This window comes from Pelagibius sp., assembly GCF_028289705.1.
Taxonomy (GTDB): domain Bacteria; phylum Pseudomonadota; class Alphaproteobacteria; order Kiloniellales; family Kiloniellaceae; genus Pelagibius.
Genome location: NZ_JANQOI010000027.1, coordinates 1 through 22794 on the forward strand (window position 1 = coordinate 1; position 22794 = coordinate 22794).

Genomic DNA, 22794 nt, shown 5'->3' on the forward strand with positions numbered 1-22794 from the left:
AGGCCATGTGCTCCAGCAGGTGGGCGATGCCGTTCACCTCCGGCGCCTCATGGCCTTCAAGGGCACCGAGCGGCGCTCGGCCCGCGATATTGCCGAAGAGATCGAAGCCGTCGGCGGCCACCTCAACGCCTATACCAGCCGCGAGAACACGGCCTTCTATGCCAAGGTGCTCTCCGAGCACGCCGACCTGGCCCTCGACATCATCGCCGACATCCTGCAGCGCCCGACCTTTCTGGAGGACGAGCTGGAGCGGGAGCGGGCCGTGGTGCTGCAGGAGATCGGCCAGGCCAACGACACGCCCGACGACATCGTCTTCGACCACTTCCAGGAAACCGCCTATCCGGCCCAGGCCCTGGGCCGGTCGGTGCTGGGCGAGAGCGCCACGGTGGCGGGGCTCAGCAGCGCGGCCTTGCGCGCCTACATGCACAGCCACTACGGGCCCGGTCAGATGATCCTGGCCGCCGCCGGCGCCGTGGAGCACGATCGTTTTGTCGAGCAGGTCACCGCGGCCTTCGACGGCGGCGTCTCTCCTGCCAACGGGGCGGCCAACGAGGCCACGGAACCGGCGGCCTACCGCGGCGGTGAGCGGCGGGAGGAGAGGGATCTGGAGCAGGTCCACCTGCTGCTCGGCTTCGATGCGCCCGGCTATCTCGACGGCGACTACTACGCGCTCTCGCTGCTCTCGATGCTGTTCGGCGGCGGCATGTCTTCGCGGCTGTTCCAGGAAGTGCGGGAGAAGCGCGGCCTGGTCTATTCGGTCTACTCCTTCCATTCCGCCTTTCTCGACGGCGGCCTCTTCGGCATCTATGCCGGGACCGGCGAAGCGGAGGTGGCGGAGCTGGTGCCGGTGGTCTGCGGCGAGATGACCAAGCTGACCGAGAGCATCGGGGCCGAGGAGCTGGACCGGGCACGGGCCCAGGTGCGCGCCTCCTTGCTGATGAGCCGGGAAAGCGGCGCCTCGCGCGCCGAACAGCTTGCCCAGCAGCTCCTGATCTACGGCCGCTCGATCCCGCTGGCGGAGGTTCTGGAGAAGATCGACGCTGTCAGGCTGGACGACCTGCGGCGGGTCGCCGGGCGCCTGCTGGCCTCGCCGCCGACGGTGACCGCCATCGGCCCTCTGGCCCGGCTGGAGCGCGCTGAGCGGATCGCCGCCCGGCTTTCCTAAGGCGGCGCAGGGCCATGCTCTTTACGGTATTTCGCGGCGACGGGCCGCTCTCGGTCCGCCTGGAGGGCCCGCGGGTCTATCTCTGCCCGCCGCGCATGGCGGACTGGAAGACCTGGGCGGCGCTGCGCGAGGAGTGCCGCACTTTCCTGGTCCCCTGGGAGCCGACCTGGCCTCACGACGCCCTGACCCGCCAGGCCTTCCGCCGCCGGCTCAAGGCCTACAACCAGGAATGGCGCCGAGGCACCGGGTTCAGCTTTCTGGTCTACCGCCTGCACGACCGCACCCTGATGGGCGGCGTCACCCTCTCCAACGTGCGCCGCGGCGTGGCCCAGGCGGCCAGCATGGGATACTGGATCGGCGAGCGCTTCGCCCGCCAGGGCTATATGACCGAAGCGGTGCTGGCGGTGGTGGAGTTCGCCTTCGAAGAACTGGGCCTGCACCGCATCGAGGCCGCCTGCCTGCCGCACAACGACGCCAGCCGCAACCTGCTGCTGAAGGTTGGCTTCCGGCAGGAGGGCTATGCCCGCCAGTACCTGCGCATCAACGGCAAGTGGCAGGACCATCTGCTGTTCGAAATGCTCCGCGACGACCCGCGTTTGTGAGTCGCTGTGGCACCCTCCTCGTGCCAAGGGTCCGTTCCGCCGTTCACTGGTACATCATCGAGGAGAACAGGTTGCCATCGGGTGTGTGGCTCACCCCCCTCCCAACCTCCCCCCGTCAAGGGGGGAGGAGATTCTTTCAGCCGTTTCAATAACTTCCCCCTCCCCCTTCGACGGGGGAGGGATGGGGTGGGGGTGACATCCCAACCGCCGCAAGCCGTCCGCCACGGCGCATTCGATACTTCTATGGTCACCCTCAGGCTTGCCCCGAGGGCCCAAGGCGCCGTGCGCTGCAACCTCACTGGGGAAGGGCCGGGTCCCTGGAGCCGAAGGCCGCGGGCGGGCAGGTTAGGGAAGTGTAGAGAAAGACTCGAGGCGGTGCCCGCCCCGTTCAGGCGTGGCCGGCGTCGCCGGAGAGCATGGAGACGTCGACCCCCAGCTTGGCGATGGCCCGTTCCCACTTGTTGTCGAGATCGTTGTCGAACACCAGCGCCTCGTCCGGGGCGACATGCAGCCAGCCGTTGGCCTGGATCTCGGAATCGAGCTGGCCCGGCCCCCAGCCGGCGTAACCCAGAGCCAGCAGGCTGCGCCGCGGCCCGGCGCCATCGGCGATGTCGCGCAGGATGTCGGTGGTGGCGGTGAGGGCGACCTCCTCGTCCACCTGCAGGGTGGAGTCCTGCCGGTACTCGCCGGAGTGCAGCACGAAGCCGCGGCCCGATTCCACCGGCCCGCCGAAGTGCACGCGGATCTCATCGTCCACCTTGGGGCTGCCGATTCCAAGCTGGGTCAGCAGGTCGGCGAAGGTGATGGCTCCCACCAGGCGGTTGATCACCAGCCCCATGGCGCCATCGGGATGATGGGCGCAGATGTAGATGACACTGCGGGCGAAGCGGGCATCGCGCATGCCGGGCATGGCGATCAGCAATTGGCCGGTAAGGGAGTCTTGGCTTTCCATGCGTTACTTTAGGGCCTGTCGACTCTTCCTTTGATGCCCCGTACGTCTCAAGCTTCTGCCCCGATCCTCGCGATGGCAGTATTCTAGGCGGCGAACGATCCCTGGACCCAGCACGATGGCCCTCCAGCCGTCACACGATATTGTGAGCGTGGCAATCTGGCCACTGGATATTATGGGTTGCGCCGTCTATATGCCGTGGGGCGGGGCTTCGGCCCCCCTTGGCGCTCAACCCACTGCGAGTGAGAATGCCAGTTAAGCACCTGAAATTGAAGCTTTTCGCCCTGGTTCTGGGGGTCCTTGCGGGACTCTCGGCGGACCCGCGCGGCGCCCTGGCGGCGGCCAGCAACTGGGCGGCGGAAGAGCAGGTGCGGGTGCGCCTGATTTCAGCCGGACAGGCCGCCGCCGGCGACCGCCTGGCACTGGGGCTGGAGTTCGACCTGCAGCCCGGCTGGAAGATCTATTGGCGCAGCCCCGGCGATGCCGGTTTCCCGCCGGCCATCGACTGGAGCGGGTCGTCCAATCTGGCGGCGGGCGAGATTGCCTGGCCGGTGCCGCATCGCTTTTCCCTCTTCGGGCTGGAGACCTTCGGCTACGGCGACAGCGTGGTGCTGCCCATCGATGCCGCGCTCGAACGGCCGGGTGAGGCGCTCTCCCTGGCGGCGGCGGTGGACTATCTGATCTGCGAGGAGATCTGCATTCCCTATCAGGCGCGGCTCAGCCTGGATCTGCCTGCCGGGCCGCAGAGCCGCGCGCCCGAGGCCTTTCTGATCGAGAGTTTCAGCCGTCAGGTGCCGGGTCGCGGCGCCGAGCGCGGGCTGAGCCTGGACTCGGCGGTCCTCGCCGGCAGCCTGGAGGCGCCCTTGCTGCAGGTGGTGGCCCGCTCCGACGTGCCCTTCACCGCGCCGGACCTGCTGGTCGAGGGCCCGCCCGGCTTCGCCTTCGCCAAGCCCGAAGTGGTGCTGTCCGATGACGGCCTGCGCGCGGAGATCAGCGTCCGGACGTCCCATTTCCAGGACGACGTGGTGCTGGAAGGCAAACGCCTGACCCTCACCGTGACCGACGGCCTGCGCGGCCTGGAGCAGGAGAACGTCGCCCGCTTCGCCGAGATGCCGGCGAACCTCGGGAGGACCGGAGACATCTTCACCGATCCCTGGGCACTGGCGGGCATCCTGGGGCTCGCCCTTCTCGGCGGCCTGATCCTCAATCTCATGCCCTGCGTCCTGCCGGTTCTGTCCATCAAGCTGCTGTCCATCGCCGAACAGGGCGGGCGCGAGAAGCGGGCGATCCGCGCCGGCTTCCTGGCCTCGGCGGCTGGCATCCTGTTCTCCTTCCTGGTGCTGGCCTCGGGCGCCGTCGCCCTTAAGGCCACCGGCATGGCGGTGGGCTGGGGCATCCAGTTCCAGCAGCCCCTGTTCCTCAGCGCCATGGCCCTGGTGATGGCCCTCTTCGCCTATAACCTCATGGGCTTCTTCGAGGTGCCGTTGCCGGCCTTTCTGGGCAACCTCGGCAGCGCCGGCCCCGACAAGGGCCTCGCCGGCAACTTCGCCACCGGCGCTCTGGCGACGCTGCTGGCGACCCCCTGTTCGGCGCCCTTCCTCGGCACCTCCGTCGGCTTTGCCCTCTCCCGCGGCGCGCTGGAGATCTACCTGATCTTCCTCTTCCTCGGGATCGGCCTCGCCTTGCCCTACCTGCTGGTGGCGGTGCTGCCGCGCCTGGTCTCCTGGCTGCCGCGCCCGGGCCAATGGATGGTGACCCTGCGGCGCGTCCTGGGGTTGCTGCTGGCGGCCACTGCGGTCTGGCTTCTGACCGTCCTGGCGGTGCAGATCGGCACCCTGGCGGCACTCCTGGCCGGCGGGCTGTTGCTGGCGCTGGGTCTTGTCCTCTGGGCCGGCCCCAATCTGATGCAAAAGCATCGCCTGGCGACCCCGGCGGCGGCCAGCCTGCTGGCCCTGGCCGCCCTGGCCCTGCCCAGCGGTCTTCCCCAAGACACCACAGAGAGCCCTGCCGCCGTCGAGAGCGCCTGGCAGACCCTGGACGAGGCGCAGATCGCCGCCCTGGTGGCTGAGGGCAAGGTGGTCTTCGTCGACGTCACCGCCGACTGGTGCATCACCTGTCAGGTGAACAAGAAGCTGGTGCTCGACAGCGAGGCAATAGCGAACCTGCTCGCGGGCGAGGGGATTGTTCGGATGCGTGGTGACTGGACCCTGCCGAGCGATGAGATCTCGGCCTACCTCGCCGGCTTCCAGCGCTATGGCATTCCTTTCAACGCGGTTTACGGCCCTGCGGCGCCCGAAGGTATCGCCCTGCCGGAGTTGCTGACCACCACCGCGGTCCTGGCTGCGGTCTCACAGGCCGCCGGTGCCGCTATCGCAATCGTCGAACCCTACAGCGACACCAAAGCCCAGTAGTCTTCTTCGCCGCGCTCTTTCCCTGGGCGCCGCCAGTCGCGAAGCTTTCGCAAGTACTTGGAATGGGGCCCTCGGCAGCCTATCATTTAGACAGCGCGCTGGTGCCGCGCTGTTTGCACTCTTCCAGTCCCGCCGATCTCTTCGCAGGCCTGCTTGCCAGGCCGACGAGGAGCGGCAGGCATCGATTCAGGGGAATCTCACGATGACAATCAAGGTTGGCGATCGCGTACCGAACGGTTCTTTCAAGCACATCACCAGCGAGGGGATGGGTGAAATCTCCACCGACGAGCTTTTTGGCGGCAAGAAGGTCGTTCTCTTCTCTCTGCCCGGCGCCTTCACGCCGACCTGCTCGGCCAAGCATCTGCCGGGCTTCGTGCAGCAGGCCGGCGACCTCAGGGGCAAGGGCGTGGACACCATCGCCTGCATGTCGGTGAACGACGCCTTCGTGATGGACGCCTGGGGCAAGGATCAGTCGGTGGGCGATTCGGTGCTGATGCTGGCCGACGGCAACGGCGAATTTGCCAAGGCCCTGGGCCTCGATTTCGACGCCAGCGGTTTCGGCATGGGCACCCGCGCCCAGCGCTTTGCCATGATCGTCGATGACGGCACGGTGACCACCCTCAACGTCGAAGAGCCCGGTGCCTTCGAGGTCTCCAGCGCCGAGGCCATGCTCGCCGCGCTTTAGAGCGCAGCGCAGACGGCGAACAAGCGGCGGCCCGTTCGGGCCGCCGTTTCGTTCTCAGCCGGACCGAGACTAGCAGGGTTATGGCCACCTTCGACCGCCAGGAAGACCGGCTCTATCAGGATGCCGACTTGGCCCAGTTCTACGATCTGCAGAACGGCTGGGCCGCGGACTTCGACTTCTGTACGGCGATGGCCGAGGAGGCTGGCTCGGTGCTCGACCTCGGTTGCGGCACCGGCGAACTGGCGGCAAGTCTGGCCCGCGACCGGAATGTGGTCGGCGTCGATCCGGCGGCGGCGATGCTGGATGTGGCCCGTCGGCGTCCCGGCGGTGACGCCGTGGACTGGGTGGAGGCGGACGCGCGGGACCTTCGCCTCGGCCGGCATTTCGATCTGGTGCTGCTCACCGGCCACGCCTTCCAGGTGTTCCTCGCCGAGCGCGACCAGCGGGCGGTGCTCTCGACCATCGCCGCACATCTCGCCCCGAACGGCCGCTTTCTCTTCGACAGCAGAAACCCCGCCGCCGAAGCCTGGCGGAACTGGACGCCGGAGGCCTCGGAACACAGCCTTGACCACCCCCGTCTGGGCAAAGTGCGGTCGTGGAACGACGTGGCCTACGACGCGGACAGCGGCGTCGCGACCTATCAGACCCACTTCGAGGTTCTGGCCACGGGACAGCGCTATGCCGCGGCCTCGCAGATCCGCTTCACCGAGCAGGCAGTTTTGGCCGCTCTGCTGGAGGCGGCAGGGCTCGCGGTCGAACGGTGGTACGGCGACTGGAACGGCGGGGCTTGGCATCCCGCCGCCAAGGAGATCATTCCCCTTGGCCGGCTGGGGCTAGAGTAGCGCCGCCTGTTTGACTGCGGCGGGCAGTCCCGTCACTTCGCCGGGGCGCAGCACCGCCGGGTCCCAGGCCTTGCGGGCGAAGACCTGATGCACCGCGCCGGCAAAGCTCTCCAAGGAGTCTATTGGATAGTCGGGATCGAAGCTCGCCTGGTCCCAGCGCGCGCAGAAATCGACGCAGCTCTGATAGTAGGGGTTGTCGCTGTGGACCGCGCGTTGCTCGCGGTTCCAGCCGTAGTGATGGGCGTAGTAGTACATCTGGAAGATCCCGTGGTGCTCAACCACCCAGGTCACCTCTTCGCGCACGAAGGGGCGCAGGATCTCCGCCGCCATGCGGTCGTGGTTCTGGGGCGCCAGGCCGTCGCCGATATCGTGCAGCAGAGCGGCCACCACCCAGTCGGTATCGGCGCCCTCGCGGCGCGCCCGGGTCGCGGCCTGCAGCCCGTGCTCCAGACGGTTCACCTTGTAGCCGGAGAGCGTCTCCTCGGCCTGGCCCGCCAGCTCCCGCAGCAGCCGGTCGGCGGTGCCGGCCAGAAAGGGCGCCTCCAACTGGCGCAGCAGTTTGTAATCGTCCTTGGTTCCGTCCGCCATGCGGATGAAGGACACCGTTTCATTGGTAGATGACATTGTCGTTTCCCTGATAGAGCTGTCCCGGATCCTCGAGGCCTGCGCCCAGGGTCGCCGACTGGGCGGCCAGAACCTCTTCGTAAAGCGCCAGATGCGCCGCCGTCAAAGTTCCCGCCGGCGGGGCGACATTGATGCGGTTCTGCACGCGGTCGACCCCGCTGAGCAAAACGGCAAAGTCCCGGCCCTTGTCCTGAACCGGCGTATCGGGGCGGATGAACCGCAGCACCAGGCCGATCCTCCGGTCAGCGGAGTCGTTCGGGCCGCTGGCGTGAAACAGCCGGCCGTGATGCAGCGACATCTGCCCGGGCTGCAGTTCGGCGTGGAAAGCCTGGCGCTCGTCGACCTCCACCGCGACCTCCTGGCCGCGGCTCAAGAGGTTGTTTTCGGCAAAGGTGTCGACATGCGGCTGAAGGCTTTGCTTGTGAGAGCCGGGCAGGAATTTCATGCAGCCGGACTGCCGCGTGGCGGGGGAGAGCGCCAGCCAGGCCGTCACCTCGTGGTCCGAGCCCTCCATCCCCCAATAGGTCAGGTCCTGATGCCAGGACACGATCTTGGTGGCGCCGGCCTCCTTGACGAAGTACTCGCCGCTCCACAGCGCGATGTCGGGGCCGAGGATGCTCTCCACCCGTCCCAGGATCCGAGGGTCGCGCGCCAACTGCAGCGGCAGGTCCATGGCCAAGTGCGCCCCGACCCGCAGGTAATGGCCGATGGGCCGCGGCAGGCCGCCCCCAGCATAGCGCTGCTCGATCGCTTCCAGAGCCGCGCGATGCCCCGCCGCCTCGTCCGCGCTCAGAACGTCGAGGGGGCAGAGATAACCCTGGTCGCGGTAGCGGAGGATCTCCGTCTGGTTCAGGGTTCCGGTCATGCCAACTCCTCGGCAAGCCGGGTTCGACCCAGGCTGCCTGCGGGAATAGTCACCATGAATGATATCGCGGTTGCGGCCGAGGGGAAGCCGAACTTTCGCCCCGCTCAGTGGGGTCATTTTCGTAGCGATCTATCTGCGAAGCGTGCCTAAGCCCTCTGCAGCATGCGTTGCCACCAGCCCACGTCGTGCCAGCGGCCCAGCTTGAAGCCGACTTCCCGGTAGACGCCGACAGGCTCGAAGCCCACCGACTCGTGCAGGGCGATGCTTGCGGGATTGGGCAGGGCGATGCCGGCGAAGGCGGCGTGGAATCCGCCCTGTGCAAGCTCTGAAAGGAGTTCCCCATAGAGCAGCTTGCCGATGCCGGCGCGGCGGGCGGTCTCGGCGACATAGCCGGTGACGTCCACCGACCAGCGATAGGCGGCGCGGCTGCGATGCTGGCTTGCGTAGGCGAAGCCGACGACCCGTTCCGCCTCCACGGCGACCAGATAGGGATAGCGCTCCAGGGTGTCGGCGATGCGCCCCGCCATCTCCTCGACGGAGGGCGGAACCTCCTCGAAGGAGATCGCCGTTGCTTCGACGATGGGCGCATAGATCGCCTGGAGGGCCGCCGCGTCCTCGCGGCGGGCGGGCCTGGTCGTCACAGTGAATGCGGTCATCGAACCATCGCGCTGTCGGAAACCGGATCTGACAGCGGGTCACTATAGCGGCAAGGACGGCTTATGACAGTCGGCTGCCCGCCGCAGCGGGTCTTCGCCCCGGTCGTTGCCGCCGCTCGCTACGGCAGCTTGGCGACAATGTCGCGGAACTGGTCTTCCGTGAAAGCCTGCAGCGTGGTGGTGCGGACATTGCCCAGGGAACCCAGGGTCAGGGCGAACTGGGCGGCGGCCGCGTCGTCGGGAAATTCCGAGATCGCGACGAGGTCATAGGAACCCATGGTCAGGTAGAGGTCGTTCATTTCGCCGCCCAGCTTCTTGGCCAGCAGCCGCACGCCGTCGACCCGCTTGGGCGAGTCCTTGATCGCCTTGATTCCCTGTTCGGTGTAGTTCACCAGCGATATGTAGGTGGCCATTGCACATCTCCCTTGTTGCCGTGGTTGGCGGGTTGGATCCCGCGGATCCGCCTGTTCTTGGGAGCAGGGCTGTGGCCTGAGGATAGCACGCCGCCGCGCGGCGAGAGGCTGGTGCCGATTCGACGAGAGTCGACAACGCGTTAGCGCGCCGTCTCCAGTCCGGCGCGGGCCAGTTCGTCGGCGCGTTCGTTGTCGGGGTGGCCGGCGTGGCCCTTGACCCAGTGCCAGCGCACGTCGTGGGGTTTCAGCGCGCGCTCCAGCCGCTGCCAGAGATCGACGTTCTTCACCGGCTTCTTTGCAGCGGTCTTCCAGCCGTTGCGTTTCCAGCCGTGGATCCACTTGGTGATGCCGTCGCGCAGATAGGTGCTGTCGGTGTGCAGGTCGACCAGCGAGGACCGCTTCAGCGCCTCCAGCGCCATGATCGCCGCCAGCATCTCCATGCGGTTGTTGGTGGTCGAGGCCTCGCCGCCCGAAAGCTCCTTTTCGGTGCCCTTGAAGCGCAGCAGGGCACCCCAGCCGCCGGGGCCGGGATTGCCCGAACAGGCGCCGTCGGTGAAGATCTCGATACTCTCGCCTTGCGGCGTCATGGCCGTCCTTTCAAGCCTGCGGATTCACAGGTCCAATCCATAGGCGCTTGGTCCCCGCACGCCCTGGTGAAACTGCAGCTTTTTCCAGTACTCCAAGGGGTCCTTGGGCTTCACGAAGGCGCCCTCGGGGTGGTGCAGCCAGTCGTAGAGCCGGGTCAGCAGGAAGCGCAGGGCGGAGCCGCGGGCCAGCAGCGGCAGGGCCTCCAGTTCCTGATCGGAGAAGGGCCGCTCGCGCGAATAGGCCTGCAGCAGCATCCGTGCCTTGGTGATGTTGAAGGCGTTGTCCTGTTCGAAACACCAGGCGTTGAGGCAGATCGCCAGGTCGTAGGCGAAGAAGTCGTTGCAGGCGAAGTAGAAGTCGATGATCCCGGTGAGCCGCTCGCGGCGGAAGAAGACGTTGTCGGGAAAGAGGTCGGCGTGGATGACCCCGGCGGGCAGGGCCTCGGGCCACTGCGCTTCCAGCGCGCTCAGCTCGCGGTCCAGCGCTTCTGCCAGGCCCGGCCGGATCTCGTCGGCCCGCGGCGCACAGGCGTCCAGCAAGGGGCGCCAGCCGCCCACCGAGAGCGCGTTTTCGCGGCGCAGCTCGTAGTCGGCGCCGGCCAGGTGCATGCGCGCCATGGCCGCCCCCAGGGCGGCACAATGAAAGGTCTGGATACGCCGCGGCCAGAGACCCTCCAGAAAGGAGATCAGCGCCGCCGGCCGGCCGCAGAGTTCGCGCAGCGCCTTGCCGTCGGCGGCATGCAGGGGCAGGGGACAGTGGATACCGCGGGCGGCGAGGTGCTCCATGAGACCGAGAAAAAACGGCAGGTCATGCGCCGCCACCCGCTTCTCATAGAGGGTCAGGATGAAGGTGCCCTTTTCCGCCTGCAGCAGGTAGTTGGAGTTCTCCACCCCCTCGGCGATGCCTTTGAAGGACAGCAGTTCGCCCAGGTTGTAGTCGGCCACGAAACAGGCCAGCTCTTCGGCGGAAACTTCGGTGTAAACGGCCATGGGTGACGCTGGGCTGAAAGGAGAGGCGGTCCGGTGGGGTTGGCGCTTGCCGGGCGTCGGCTCAGGCGCTGGCGGCGGTGCCGATCAGGGCCTTGGGCAGCTTGAAGATCACGTCTTCCACGGCGCCGCTGACCTCCTGGATCTCGACATCGAAATGCAGGCGGCAGGCCTCCAGCACCTCCTCGACCAGGATTTCCGGCGCCGAGGCACCGGCAGTCAGCCCCAGGGTGGAGATGCCGCGCAAGCTCTCCCAGTCGATGTCTTCGGAACGCTGCACCAGAAGCGCGGTCTCGCAGCCCTCCCGCCGGGCCACTTCGACGAGGCGCTGGGAATTGGAGGAGTTCGGCGCCCCCACCACCAGCAGGGCATCGCAGTTCCGCGCAATCGACTTCACCGCCTCCTGGCGGTTGGTCGTCGCATAGCAGATGTCTTCTTTCTTGGGCCCGTGAATCTCGGGGAAGCGCCGCCGCAGGGCCGCGATGATCTCGGCCGTATCGTCGACCGAGAGGGTGGTCTGGGTGATATAGGCCAGGTTTGTCGGGTCCTTGACCTCGAGGGTCTCCACCGCCGCCACGTCTTCGATCAGCAGGATCGAACCTTCCGGGACCTGGCCCATGGTGCCGACCACTTCCGGATGGCCGGCATGCCCGATGAGCAGGATCTGGCGTCCGAATCGGGCGTGGCGCTCGGCCTCCCGGTGAACCTTGCTGACCAGCGGGCAGGTGGCATCGAGATAGAAGAGATTGCGCCGCTCCGCCTCGGCCGGAACCTCCTTGGGAACGCCGTGGGCGGAAAAGATCACAGGCACATCCGGCGGCACCTCCGTCAGCTCTTCGACGAAGACGGCCCCCTTGGCCTCCAGGGACTGGACGACGAAGCGGTTGTGCACGATCTCGTGACGCACGTAGACCGGGGCACCGTACTTGTGAAGCGCCCGTTCGACGATTTCGATGGCCCGCTCTACCCCGGCGCAGAAGCCGCGCGGATTGGCCAAGAGAACGGTAAGCGGCGTCTTGCTCATGCTGTCGGTCCGTGGTCTTTCCAAAAGAGGTGCTTCCCGTAAACGATATTTCCCATAAACAATACTTCAGGGGCCTCTTGCCCCGGCATGCAAGGGCGAATTGCAGCATCGGCCGCCATCGGCCGCTTCTGGGGCCATGGCGGGCCTGGCCCGGGGCCCCAAAGGCGGCACTTGTGGCCCGGGCGGCGGTTCCCTAAAGTCCGCCGAGGCATCGAAATGCCGAGTCCGCGAGTCGGCGGTGTGCCTCGCCAAGCCCCGCGGACAGTAGTACAGCCGGTCAGCAGAAGGAAGGCTTCATGACGGATCCCATCCCCGCCCAGAAAGAGCCCTACAAGGTCCAGGTGGAGGCGGGCAAGAAGTACTTCTGGTGCGCCTGTGGGCGCAGCCAGACCCAGCCGTTCTGCGACGGCTCGCACTCGGGTACGGGGATCACGCCGGTGATGTACGAGGCGCCGGCCGCCAAGGACGTTTTCTTTTGCGGCTGCAAGGCCAGCGGCAACCAACCGCTTTGCGATGGTAGCCATGCCAAGCTGTGAAGCCGCGGCCTGGCAGACCAACCCCGGACTGAGACCTTTTCTCCTCCGCGAGCCCTGATGCCGAGCCTTTCTCTGCGATCGACTGCCTTTCGGGCCTCCCCGGCGCTGCTTGCTGCCGCCGCGCTCACGCTGCTGGCGGCCTGCGCTACCGACGAGGCCCCGAAACCCTGCCCCGAGGTGGTGGTGCTGACCGATGCCGCCAAGCAGGTGAAGTTCAGCGGCCTGGGCCGCGACCTGACCGATGTGCTCTTCGAGGCGGAGGTGGAACCCGCCCGGCTGGTCTGCGAGTACGACGATGCGGAGGTCGACGTCGATCTGCAGGTGCGGGTCGTCGCCTCCCGGGGGCCGGCCAACGCCGATCGCCTGGCCAATATCCGCTATTTTGTCGCCGTGGCCCGGACCAACCAGGCCGTGCTGGCGCGGGAGTCCTTCGATATCGCCATTCCCTTTCCCGGCAACCGCACGCGGGTTTCCGGCCTGGAGGAGATCGGCCAGATCATTCCCCTGGCCAGGGGCGAAGACGGTTCGGACTACCGGATCTACATCGGCCTGGAACTGACGCCGGAAGAGCTGCGCTACAACCGCGCCAACCGCTGACCGCATATCGTCCACACGGGGGCGTGAAGCGCTGGCGGTTGAATTCGGCGGCCTGAGCGGCTAGCTTCTCCCTCAGGCAGGGCGGTGCCGAGATGTGCCGACTTGCCGCCAGTGATCCCTTGCGGGAGAGACCGGTCTCGAAGACGGACCGGCGCCGAAGGAGCAACCGCCCCGGAAACTCTCAGGCAAAAGGACCGCAAGGGGGAGGCAATTCTGGAAAGTGGTCGCGGCATCCGGCGGATGCTAGCGCCTCACCGAAGGAGTAAACCGGCCCGCGCGCATGGGCGCGCTTCCGGCGAATCTCTCAGGTATCCATGACAGAAGGGGCCGGAGTCGCCGACAAAACGGTGGCTGCGGTCGGACTGAACTCTGTCGAGGGAGCTGGGAGCGATGCAGGAAAGCGAATCCGGGGCGAGACACACACCGCTATACGCCTTGCACCAGGAACTGGGCGGCAAGATGGTGCCCTTTGCGGGCTATGCGCTGCCGGTCCAGTATGCCGCCGGTATTATGGCCGAGCACAAACAGGCGCGGACCCAGGCGGCGCTGTTCGACGTCTCCCATATGGGCCAGCTTCGCCTGGAAGGCGACGACCGCGTGGCCGTGTTGGAGGCCCTGGTGCCCGCCGAGCTGGCCGCGCTCGGGCCCAACCGGCAGCGCTACAGCTATTTCACCGCCCCCGACGGCGGGATCCTCGACGACCTGATGATCAGCAACCAGGGCGATTGGCTGAGCCTGGTGGTCAATGCCGCCTGCAAGGCCGAGGACATCGCCCACCTTCAGGCCCACCTCTCGGGCGATGCCCGACTGACGGTCGAGGAGGAGAGGGCGCTGATCGCCCTGCAGGGGCCCGCCGCGTCGGCGGTTCTGGCGCGCCATGCGCCCGGGATCGAGACCATGCGCTTCATGCAGGCCGAACCGGTCGAGATCGCCGGCATTCCCTGCCGGGCCAGCCGCTCCGGCTATACCGGCGAGGACGGCTACGAGATCTCCGTGCCCGCCGAGCGGGCCGAAGATCTGGCCCGTTTGCTGCTGGGGGAGCCGGAGGTGGAGGCCTCGGGCCTCGGCGCGCGGGACTCGCTGCGCCTGGAAGCCGGACTTTGCCTCTACGGCCACGACATCGACCGCACCACCAGCCCCATCGAGGCCGACCTGGCCTGGGCGATCCAGAAGCGCCGGCGTGCCGAAGGCGGTTTTCCCGGTGCCGAGACCATCCTCAAACAGCTTGCCGAGGGGCCGCCGCGCCGCCGTGTCGGCCTGCGCCCGGAGGGGCGCGCGCCGATGCGCGAAGGCACGCGCCTGAAGGACGGCGCCGGCCAGGACGTCGGGCATGTCACCTCCGGCGGTTTCGGGCCGACGCTGGGCGCGCCCGTCGCCATGGGCTATGTGGCCGCCGCAGCGGCGGCCGAAGGAACCGAATTGCAAGCGGAAGTGCGCGGCAAGCTGTTGCCCTGCCGGGTGGCGGCGATGCCCTTTGTCCAACACAATTACTACAGAGGCTGAGAACAGGGGGACCTGAGTCATGAGCGGACACGTCTACACCGAGGATCACGAGTGGCTGGCTGTCGAGGGCGATGTCGCCACCGTCGGCATCAGCGACCACGCCCAGGAGCAGCTCGGCGACATCGTCTTCATCGAACTGCCCGATGTGGGCAAGCAGTTGGAGAAGGGCAGCGAGGCCGCGGTGGTGGAATCGGTCAAGGCCGCCAGCGAGATCTATGCCCCGGCCGACGGCGAGGTGCTGGAGGTGAACGAGGCCCTGACCGAGGAACCGGGCCAGGTGAACAGCGATGCCGAGGGCGGCGGCTGGTTCTTCAAGATGAAGCTGTCGGATCCCGGCCAGGTGGCGGATCTGATGGACGCCGCCGCCTATAAGTCCTTCGTCGAAGGATAGGCTTCAGCGCAGCCGGTTTCTGCGTTGAAAAAGGCGCTTGGCAAGCCAGCCCGGCAAACAGGAGACAAGCATGAGCGAAGCAGAGAGCAGTCTGGCGGATCTTGAGGTCAGGGACGACTTTATCCGCCGCCACATCGGCCCCGGCGAACCGCAGATCGACGAGATGCTGGAGGCGCTGGGCCTCGACTCGCTGGAGGCGCTGATCGACAAGACGGTGCCGGCCTCGATCCGCAGCGACGGACCGATGCCGCTGCCCGAGGTGCGCAGCGAACGCGACGCTCTGGGCGATCTGCGCGCCATGGCCCACCGCAACCAGATCATGACCTCGATGATCGGCATGGGCTACTACGGCACCATCCTGCCCGGCGTCATTCAGCGGCGGGTGCTGGAGAACCCCGGCTGGTACACCGCCTATACGCCCTATCAGGCCGAGGTCAGCCAGGGCCGGCTGGAAGTGCTGCTCAACTTCCAGCAGATGGTCATCGATCTCACGGGGCTGGAGATCGCCAACGCTTCCTTGCTGGACGAGGCGACGGCGGCGGCCGAGGCCATGGCCATGGCGCATCGGGTTTCCAAGTCCAAATCCGAGAGTTTCTTCGTCGCCGACGACTGCCACCCCCAGACCCTGGCGGTGATGCAGACCCGCGCCGCCTCCATGGGCATCGAGATTCTCGTCGGCAATCCCGAGAGCGACCTGGAGGGGCGCGAGGTCTTCGGCGCCCTGTTGCAATACCCCGGCACCTACGGTCATCTGCGCGACCTGACGCCGATCGTCGAAAAACTGCATGCCCAGAAGGCCCTGGCCGTCGTGGCCACCGACCTGCTGGCGCTCACCCTGATCACCCCGCCCGGGGAGATGGGTGCCGACATCGTGGTCGGTTCGGCCCAGCGCTTCGGCGTGCCCATGGGCTGCGGCGGCCCCCATGCCGCCTTCTTCGCGACGCGCGATGCCTACAAGCGCTCGGTGCCCGGGCGTTTGATCGGGGTTTCGGTCGACGCCCAGGGCCGGCCGGCCCTGCGCATGGCCCTGCAGACCCGCGAGCAGCACATCCGCCGGGAGAAGGCGACCAGCAATATTTGCACCGCCCAGGTCCTGCTGGCCATCATCGCCGCCCTCTACGCGGTCTATCACGGCCCCGACGGCATCCAGCGCATCGCCCGGCGGGTGCAGCGCTTCACCGGCATCCTGGCCGCCGGGCTTCAGCGCCTCGGCGTTCGGGTGGAGAACGAGACCTTTTTCGACACCCTGACCCTCAGGTTGCCCGGCCGTGCCGAGGTGATGCTGGCCAAGGCGCGGGAGGCCGGCATCAACCTGCGCCTGATCGATTCCGGGCGCCTCGGCATCTCCCTTGACGAGACCACGGTGCGCGGCGATATCCAGCGGCTGTTCCGCATCTTCGCCGGCTTCGGCGCCGCGGTACCCCAGGTCGCGGAGCTCGACGGCGAGGCCAGGCAGGGCGTCCCGGCGGCGCTGGTGCGCAGCAGTGCCTACCTCACCCATCCGGTGTTCCACCTCTATCACGCCGAAACCGAGATGCTGCGCTACCTACGGCGCCTGCAGGCCAAGGACATCGCCCTCGACCGCTCGATGATCCCGCTCGGCTCCTGCACCATGAAGCTGAACGCGACCACGGAGATGCAGTCGCTGTCCTGGCCGGAGTTCGCCGAGATCCATCCCTTCGCGCCGCTGGACCAGATCCAGGGCTATCACCAGCTCTTCGACGAGCTGGAAGGCATGCTCTGCGCGGCGACCGGCTTTGCTGCCGTCTCACTGCAGCCCAACGCCGGCTCCCAGGGCGAATACGCCGGCCTGATGACCATTCGCAAGTACCACGAAAGCCGCGGAGAGGGGCAACGCGACATCTGCCTCATTCCCTCCTCGGCCCACGGCACCAACCCCGCCTCGGCGACCATGGCGGGGCTCAAGGTGGTCGTCGTGGCCTGCGACGACGAGGGCAATGTCGACGTCGCCGACCTGAAGGCCCGGGCCGCCGAACACGGCGAGCGGCTCGCCGCCCTCATGGTGACCTATCCCTCGACCCACGGCGTCTTCGAGGAGGCGATCCGCGAGATCTGCACCGTCATCCACGACCACGGCGGCCAGGTCTACATGGACGGCGCCAACCTCAACGCCCTCTTGGGCATCTGCAAGCCGGCGGAGATCGGCGCCGACGTCTCCCACATGAACCTGCACAAGACCTTTTGCATTCCCCACGGCGGCGGCGGGCCCGGCGTCGGGCCCATCGGGGTGCGCGCGCACCTCGCCCCCTTCCTGCCGGACCATCCGGTGGTCAAGGGGGTCAACCCGGCGGCGGGCGAGGGCGAGACCATCGGCGCCATCGCTGCGGCGCCCTGGGGTTCGGCCTCGATCCTGACCATCTCCTGGGCCTATATCGCCATGATGGGGGCCGAGGGGCTGACCCGGGCGACCCAGCTTGCGATCCTCAACGCCAACTACATCGCCCAGCGCCTGGCGCCTCACTATCCGGTGCTCTACACCGGCCAGAACGGCATGGTGGCGCATGAGTGCATCATCGACCTGCGCGATATCAAGGCGGCCTGCGGCATCACCGTGGAAGACGTCGCCAAGCGCCTCGTCGACTACGGCTATCATGCCCCCACCATGTCCTTCCCGGTGGCCGACACCCTGATGATCGAGCCGACGGAGAGCGAGGCCAAGCGGGAGTTGGACCACTTCTGCGATGCCATGATCGCCATCCGCAAGGAGATCGCCGAGGTCGAGTCCGGCGCGGCAGACGCCCAGGACAACCTGCTGCACAACGCGCCCCACACCCACCACCTGCTGATGGCGGACTGGGAGCGGCCCTATTCCAAGGATCGTGCCTTCTTCCCGCTGGACGGTGCCATGGCCGACAAGTTCTGGCCGCCGGTGGGCCGCATCGACAACGTCGCCGGCGACCGCCACCTGGTCTGCACCTGCCCGCCGATGGAGGCCTATCAGGAAGCCGCGGAGTAGCGAGGTTCGCGGCCGCGCTTCGGCCCGGCCGCGGACAAGGCAAAGGCGTTCAGGTTGTGGCCGGTCGTGGCGGCGAAGAGGTCGCGGCCGTAGATGTCCTCCATGGCTGTCGTATGGAGGCATTCCGGGTGTGGAACCGGGTCCGCGATGGCCTGGCCTGCGATCAGTTGATAGCCCATGCAGACCGCTGAAATTGTCATGCTGAGCGAACGGAACCCCCTGCCGTAACAGGTCATCCCGTTGGTCTCGGCCAACTCGGCAATTTCTTCGAGAAGACGGAACACCTCCGCCTCCGTGCCGCGCAGCGTCGAAACGTCGACGCCGATGGCCTGAACCTCCGCGGCCCGCAGGCAATGCAGGTTGCGGCGAACCACGGGCATGTTGGCCTGCGGATCGGCGATACGCAGAAAGACGGCGCGCCCGAAGGGCTTCAGTGGTCCGATCGCCGCCTTCATCTGCGGCGTCCAGGTCCGCGCATCGGCATCGACGATTTCCCAGCAGAGCGCGTTGCGCGCGTTGTCCGGAAGGTGGCTGCAGAGCTTCAGATAGTCCTCGCGGCTGCGATGCCTCAGTAGGGTGGAGAGGTGAATTGGGACCATGGTGATGCTGGAGATGCCCTTGGCCGCGACCTCGGCCAGATCCCGGCGCACCTTGCGCAGCGCCAGGCGGTCCACGACCGCCAGGACAGAGGCTTCCTGGTTGCTGTCCATTCCATTGATGTTCAGGGGCGTCCCGTCGCCACTCACCACGACCGCCTCGGTCAGGTAGACGCCGATCTTGTTGCTTTGGGCATGCCACATGGGCCGGCAGACGAACTCGACCTTGGGTGCCGCGCCGCCGGTCGAAGGGTCCGAGACGGTTGCGTCCGATACCCGAAACCGGTCGATCTGGCGCTCGGCATGCTGTATCGCGAGCCCCACTCTCGCAAGAACCGGGTTCACGGGTCCCGACGACCGATTCGCCTGGTCATCTGCCACGGGTTCGAGGCCGACCCCGAAGGCCGGTGCCTTGATCAGCATGGAGTCTTCGATTTCGTGGAGCTGATCCAGTAGCTTCCCATAGCGACCTACAGTCGCGGCCAATCCTTCCGGGTTGTCGCCATTCAGCTCAAGCTGATCGAATTCGTGCTCGATCTCTCCCAGAAGATAGGAGACTTCCTCGGGGGTCAGCGCGCGGCTTCCCGCGGCTGCCTCGGCGGCGGTGAAGGTTGAGGAGCCGCCGGTCCTCTCTTCCGCTTCGTCCAGCATCGCCACCAGGGTGTCGGTGCTCTCCAGCGCCTCGGCCGCGACGGAGCCGTCCGCCTTGGCGACGAGCCTCTGGATGCCGAGGGTCTCCAGATCTTTTGCTTCATCCTCGCCGAGCAGCGTTTCCAGGATCTGTTCGGAGATCATCGCCGCCTTGAGGCGCGCTTCCACCTCCGAGCAGTTGTTGAAGACGATCACGTAGGAGCCGTTCTGGTTCCGGGTGAAGAGATCGCTCGGACCCAGATGCGCCTTGAGTTCCATCCTGATGACATGGTGCACGCGGTCGGCAAAACGCGGCCAGCGATCGCCCATGCGCTCCTGCAGCGCGTCCGTATCGAGCAAGAGAACCCGTCCGGCGACGACGCCTTCCTGCGGCTCCTTGGTGTCGGCTAGGTGTTTGAGCCAGCCTTCGAACTGTGTCCGGGAGGATTCGTCCGGGGCTTTGGCTGCTGCGGTTTCTTCGGCTGGCGAAGGCTGCTCGTAAAGCGGTTTCGAAGGGCTGGCCATATCGTTCACCTGATCCAGTTCGCTCGCTGGCCGTCAGCTCAGGGCTATGAGGCGTCCGCTGGTCCGCAGCGGCGTGGCCCCTGGAGGATCACCGACTCGACAATTGCCAGCAGGTTGTCGAGGTCGAAGGGTTTGGCCAAGAGAACGTCGGCGCCGAGATCGCCGGCAATCTTCAGCGGCTGCATGTTCTGTGTGCGGCCGCCGCCGGACATGGCAATGATCCGTACATTCGGGAACCTCTGGCGGATCTCGACGATGGTTTCGACCCCTTCCTTCTCCGGCATCAGAATGTCCGTCAGAACGAGGTCGACCGTCTGGGTCTCAAGGGTCTCCAGGCCCTCGGTCCCGTTAGCCCGGGAGAAGACCTGGTAGCCGGCCCCTGTAAGCGCAGTTTCGATCATTGACCTTACGCTGTCCTCGTCATCGATCACCAAGACACATTTGGCCCCGGTCATGCCCCAATTTCCCCGATCCATCCAAGTGCTTGCGACTCTGCGATGGTCGTTGAATGGCAGTTTCAACTTTAACAGGTCAATACTAAAGTTCTGGTTAAATAAAGCGCAAAGTTGTTAGCCAATTTCGCTAATTAGTTTTCTTATGATATCCATAGGGTTTTTGGTAGACGTTCCGTCCTCATCTATTCATGGCCTCGGGCTAACGGCTGCTTCTAAACCGAGACGGACATGCCCGGCTTTGCTACCTTTTGGAGCAAAGGTATTGGAGGGACGTTACGGGACTGGGAAGGGGGGTAGAGTTCGGGTTAGGCTTGGCTGGCCGCCGCAGCGAAGAGGCCGCGGCCGTAGATGTCCTCCATCGCGGTCTTTTGGAGGCACTCCGGGCGCTTCACCGGTTCGGCGATGGACGGCCCGGCGATCAGCTGGTAGCCCATGCAGGCCGCCGAGATGGTCATGCTCAAGGATTCGAATCCGCGGCCGTAGCTGGTCAGCCCATTCTTCTCGGCCAATTCGGCGATCCCTTCGAGGAGACGCAGCAACTCCGCCTCCGTGCCGCGCAGCGTCGAAACGTCGACGCCGATGGCGTTAACGCCGGCCGGCCGCAGGAAATGCACGTTCCTGCGGACCTCGGCGATGGTGGTCTGGAGGTTGCTGATCCGCAGAAAGACGGCGCGGCCGAAGGGCTTCAGAGGCTTGATGGCGGCAGCCATCTGCTGCGCCCAGGCCTGGGCGTGGGAGCCCAGGATTTCCCAGCACAGCCCGCTTCGCGAATCTTCCGGCAGGTAGCTGCAGAGCTTGAGATATTCCTCGCGGCTGCGGTGCCGCTGCAGCGTGGAGAAATGGACCGGGACCATGGTGATGTTGGAGATACCCTTGGCCTCCGCCTCGGCCAGGTCCTGGCGCACCTTGCGCAGCGCCAGGCGGTTGGCGACAGCGAGGATGCCGGCCTCCTGATTGCGGTCCGCCCATCCGGTGTTCAGCGGCTGCCCGGCCTCATCGACCAGGTTGGCTTCGCTCATGTAGACGCCGATCTTGTTGCTCTGGGCGTGCCACATGGGGCGGTAGCCGAACTCGACGTCCAGCGCCGTTTTGACGGTGGGCTCCTGGGCGGCCTTTGCGGCAGGCGCCTTCATCCGGTCGATCTTTTCCTCGGCGTGTTGTTTGGCCTGCTGAACCCTTGCGAGGACGGGCTTCGTTGCCTCCGGCTGTGTGGGCGCACGGCTGGGTGCCTCTGTCTGGCCGGGGCCGAAGGCCGGCGCCTTGACCATCATCGACTCTTCGATCGTCTGGAGCTGGCCGAGCAGCTTGCAGAACTGTTCGGTGGTATTTGCCGCCGCATCGCCGGCGGCCTTCAGTTCGAGCCGGTCGAACTCGTGCTCGACCTCGCCCACGAGATGGGCGGCCTCGTCCTTCGCCAGGGCGCGGCGGCCGGCGACGGCATCGGCGGTGGTGTAGGTCTCCGGCGCGTTGATCTGCTCCGCCTCGCCCAGCATGGCGGCCAGGGCCTCGGCGCTTTCCAGGGCCTTCGCGGCAACGGAACCGTCCGCCTGCACCACCAGCCTCTGGATGGCGAGGCTTTCCAGGTCATCCGCCTTGTTCTCCTCGAGCAGCCGCTCGAGAATCTGCTCCGAGATCCGCGCCGCCTTCAGCCGCGCCTCGACCTCCGAGCAGTCGTTGAAGACGATCACGTAGGAGCCGAGCTCGTTCCGCGAGAAGATGTCGCTGGGGCCCAGCCGGTCCTTCAGCTCGAGCTTGACGATCTCGTGAAGGCGGTCGGCAAAGCTCGGCCAGTCTTCGCCCATGCGCTTCTGAAGGGCCTCAGTGTTGAGCAGGTGGATCTGCCCCGCGGCCAGGCTCTCCTCCGAATCGCGGACGGCGGCAATATGCATCAGCCAGCTATCGAACTGCGAAGCCTCGGAGGGTTTGGCCTCCCCGGGGTCGCCGGAGGCGGCGGGCTCGTTCGGCGGTGTCGCGGACATCAGGAAGCCGTCTTCCCAGGGGCTGCCCGGTTCGGCCCGTCCAGCAGCACCGACTCCACGACCCCAAGCAGCTTGGCCAGGTCAAAAGGCTTTGGCAGCAGGACATCGGCGCCGATCCCGCCGGCGATCTTCAGCGGCTCCATGTTGTGCACCCGGCCGCCGCCGGACATGGCGATGATCCGCAGGTCCGGCGTCTTCTGCCGGATCTCGACGATGGTTTCGACCCCCTCCTTCTCCGGCATCAGGATGTCCGTGATCACCAGATCGACCTGCTGCGAATCCAGAACCTTCAGCCCCTCGGTCCCGTTCTCGGCGCAGAGCACCTTGTAGCCGGCATGGGAAAGCGCCGCCTCGACCATGGCCCTCACGCTGTCCTCATCGTCGATCACCAAGACGCGCCTGGCTTCGGTCATGATCTCACGTCCTCGGTTCCCGGAGTTGGGTAGGAACGCCGCTCGCATGGCGGAGGAGCCGATCCGTTTCCGCGCCGCCTTCGTGGTCTGGCGGCCGGCCGTCGCCCTCCGGATCGTTGGTGGGGCGTGGATTCGCGTAAGCGGACCATCTCCTGCCGATGCTCAACTATCGCAAGGCGGATCTAAATTTTCGGTATAGTGAGCGCGGGATTTACTAGTCAAATACGCTAGTTTGCGTTGTAAAAATTCCTAGGGACTCTCGACTGCTGTCGAATAGGGACATTAGAGCGGATCATGTTTAGACGGAAACACTTCCGTGTTTGCGTCTAAACATGTGAATCCGCTCTACACTTAAGAATTAGAGCAGATTCACCTGGTCCGA

22 protein-coding genes and 1 riboswitch are annotated in these 22794 nt (G+C 66.3%); of the genes, 10 read left to right on the top strand and 12 right to left on the bottom strand.

The annotated features are described in order from the left end of the window. Positions 1-1165: pitrilysin family protein (locus Q0996_RS03280; RefSeq protein WP_299615955.1), on the top strand; the 1165-nt coding region annotated here is incomplete at its 5' end. A gap of 14 nt (positions 1166-1179) precedes the next feature. After that, complete coding sequence (locus Q0996_RS03285; protein WP_299615957.1) at positions 1180-1767, top strand: GNAT family N-acetyltransferase; 588 nt, start codon at positions 1180-1182, stop codon at positions 1765-1767. A 388-nt stretch (positions 1768-2155) separates the two neighbouring features. On the opposite strand, the gene Q0996_RS03290 is transcribed toward Q0996_RS03285, so the two are convergent. Further along, positions 2156-2719, bottom strand: a complete 564-nt coding sequence (locus tag Q0996_RS03290) for a YqgE/AlgH family protein (protein ID WP_299615959.1) — start codon at positions 2717-2719, stop codon at positions 2156-2158. A 245-nt stretch (positions 2720-2964) separates the two neighbouring features. Here Q0996_RS03290 and Q0996_RS03295 point away from each other — a divergent pair, with 245 nt between their 5' ends. The 3 genes from Q0996_RS03295 (at position 2965) to Q0996_RS03305 (ending at position 6654) form a co-directional block, all read left to right on the top strand. Beyond that, complete coding sequence (locus Q0996_RS03295; RefSeq protein WP_299615961.1) at positions 2965-5127, top strand: protein-disulfide reductase DsbD; 2163 nt, start codon at positions 2965-2967, stop codon at positions 5125-5127. 202 nt (positions 5128-5329) lie between these two features. Beyond that, complete coding sequence (locus Q0996_RS03300; RefSeq protein WP_299615963.1) at positions 5330-5812, top strand: peroxiredoxin; 483 nt, start codon at positions 5330-5332, stop codon at positions 5810-5812. Positions 5813-5892: 80 nt separating this feature from the next. Then, the gene (locus Q0996_RS03305; RefSeq protein ID WP_299615965.1) at positions 5893-6654 is read left to right on the top strand and encodes a trans-aconitate 2-methyltransferase; all 762 of its coding nucleotides are present in this window, start codon (positions 5893-5895) and stop codon (positions 6652-6654) included. On the opposite strand, the gene Q0996_RS03310 is transcribed toward Q0996_RS03305, so the two are convergent. From Q0996_RS03310 to ispH, 7 genes are all read right to left on the bottom strand, one after another. After that, complete coding sequence (locus Q0996_RS03310; protein ID WP_299615967.1) at positions 6646-7278, bottom strand: HD domain-containing protein; 633 nt, start codon at positions 7276-7278, stop codon at positions 6646-6648. The two genes, Q0996_RS03305 and Q0996_RS03310, sit on opposite strands and share 9 nt — an antisense overlap. After that, on the bottom strand, positions 7262-8143 hold the full coding sequence (locus Q0996_RS03315) for a phytanoyl-CoA dioxygenase family protein (RefSeq protein ID WP_299615970.1): 882 nt from the start codon (positions 8141-8143) through the stop codon (positions 7262-7264). Before Q0996_RS03315 ends, Q0996_RS03310 begins: the two co-directional genes overlap by 17 nt. Before the next feature lie 146 nt (positions 8144-8289). Next, complete coding sequence (locus Q0996_RS03320) at positions 8290-8799, bottom strand: arsinothricin resistance N-acetyltransferase ArsN1 family B (protein ID WP_299615972.1); 510 nt, start codon at positions 8797-8799, stop codon at positions 8290-8292. Between the two features lie 119 nt (positions 8800-8918). Next, entirely contained in the window at positions 8919-9212 is a 294-nt protein-coding gene (locus tag Q0996_RS03325) for a GYD domain-containing protein (protein ID WP_299615974.1), read from the bottom strand. Between the two features lie 140 nt (positions 9213-9352). After that, positions 9353-9799, bottom strand: a complete 447-nt coding sequence (rnhA, locus tag Q0996_RS03330; RefSeq protein WP_299615976.1) for a ribonuclease HI — start codon at positions 9797-9799, stop codon at positions 9353-9355. 24 nt (positions 9800-9823) lie between these two features. Further along, positions 9824-10789: a homoserine kinase gene (locus tag Q0996_RS03335; RefSeq protein WP_299615978.1), complete on the bottom strand. Its 966-nt coding sequence runs from the start codon at positions 10787-10789 to the stop codon at positions 9824-9826. Positions 10790-10850: 61 nt separating this feature from the next. Further along, complete coding sequence (gene ispH / locus Q0996_RS03340) at positions 10851-11810, bottom strand: 4-hydroxy-3-methylbut-2-enyl diphosphate reductase (RefSeq protein WP_299615980.1); 960 nt, start codon at positions 11808-11810, stop codon at positions 10851-10853. 296 nt (positions 11811-12106) lie between these two features. Between ispH and Q0996_RS03345 the strand changes: the two genes are divergently transcribed. The 5 genes from Q0996_RS03345 to gcvP all read left to right on the top strand — a co-directional run bounded on the left by Q0996_RS03345 (position 12107) and on the right by gcvP (position 17814). Then, entirely contained in the window at positions 12107-12346 is a 240-nt protein-coding gene (locus tag Q0996_RS03345) for a CDGSH iron-sulfur domain-containing protein (RefSeq protein WP_299615982.1), read from the top strand. A gap of 57 nt (positions 12347-12403) precedes the next feature. Next, the gene (locus Q0996_RS03350) at positions 12404-12943 is read left to right on the top strand and encodes a hypothetical protein (RefSeq protein ID WP_299615984.1); all 540 of its coding nucleotides are present in this window, start codon (positions 12404-12406) and stop codon (positions 12941-12943) included. Positions 12944-13055: 112 nt separating this feature from the next. Continuing rightward, positions 13056-13150, top strand: a riboswitch (glycine riboswitch). A gap of 183 nt (positions 13151-13333) precedes the next feature. Continuing rightward, complete coding sequence (gene gcvT, locus Q0996_RS03355) at positions 13334-14446, top strand: glycine cleavage system aminomethyltransferase GcvT (RefSeq protein WP_299615986.1); 1113 nt, start codon at positions 13334-13336, stop codon at positions 14444-14446. A 19-nt stretch (positions 14447-14465) separates the two neighbouring features. Next, a complete protein-coding gene (gene gcvH, locus Q0996_RS03360; RefSeq protein ID WP_299615988.1) occupies positions 14466-14837 on the top strand; it encodes a glycine cleavage system protein GcvH in 372 nt (123 codons plus the stop codon). A 70-nt stretch (positions 14838-14907) separates the two neighbouring features. Then, positions 14908-17814 carry an aminomethyl-transferring glycine dehydrogenase gene (gcvP, locus tag Q0996_RS03365; RefSeq protein ID WP_299615990.1) on the top strand — a complete coding sequence of 969 codons (2907 nt, stop codon included), beginning with the start codon at positions 14908-14910 and terminating at the stop codon, positions 17812-17814. On the opposite strand, the gene Q0996_RS03370 is transcribed toward gcvP, so the two are convergent. The 4 genes from Q0996_RS03370 to Q0996_RS03385 all read right to left on the bottom strand — a co-directional run bounded on the left by Q0996_RS03370 (position 17796) and on the right by Q0996_RS03385 (position 22412). Further along, positions 17796-19565 carry a hypothetical protein gene (locus Q0996_RS03370; RefSeq protein WP_299615992.1) on the bottom strand — a complete coding sequence of 590 codons (1770 nt, stop codon included), beginning with the start codon at positions 19563-19565 and terminating at the stop codon, positions 17796-17798. The genes gcvP and Q0996_RS03370 overlap by 19 nt on opposite strands. Positions 19566-19609: 44 nt before the next feature. After that, on the bottom strand, positions 19610-20020 hold the full coding sequence (locus tag Q0996_RS03375) for a response regulator (protein WP_299615994.1): 411 nt from the start codon (positions 20018-20020) through the stop codon (positions 19610-19612). A gap of 305 nt (positions 20021-20325) precedes the next feature. Continuing rightward, positions 20326-21999 carry a hypothetical protein gene (locus Q0996_RS03380; protein ID WP_299615996.1) on the bottom strand — a complete coding sequence of 558 codons (1674 nt, stop codon included), beginning with the start codon at positions 21997-21999 and terminating at the stop codon, positions 20326-20328. After that, positions 21999-22412 carry a response regulator gene (locus Q0996_RS03385; RefSeq protein WP_299615998.1) on the bottom strand — a complete coding sequence of 138 codons (414 nt, stop codon included), beginning with the start codon at positions 22410-22412 and terminating at the stop codon, positions 21999-22001. Before Q0996_RS03385 ends, Q0996_RS03380 begins: the two co-directional genes overlap by 1 nt. Between the last annotated feature and the right edge of the window lie 382 nt (positions 22413-22794).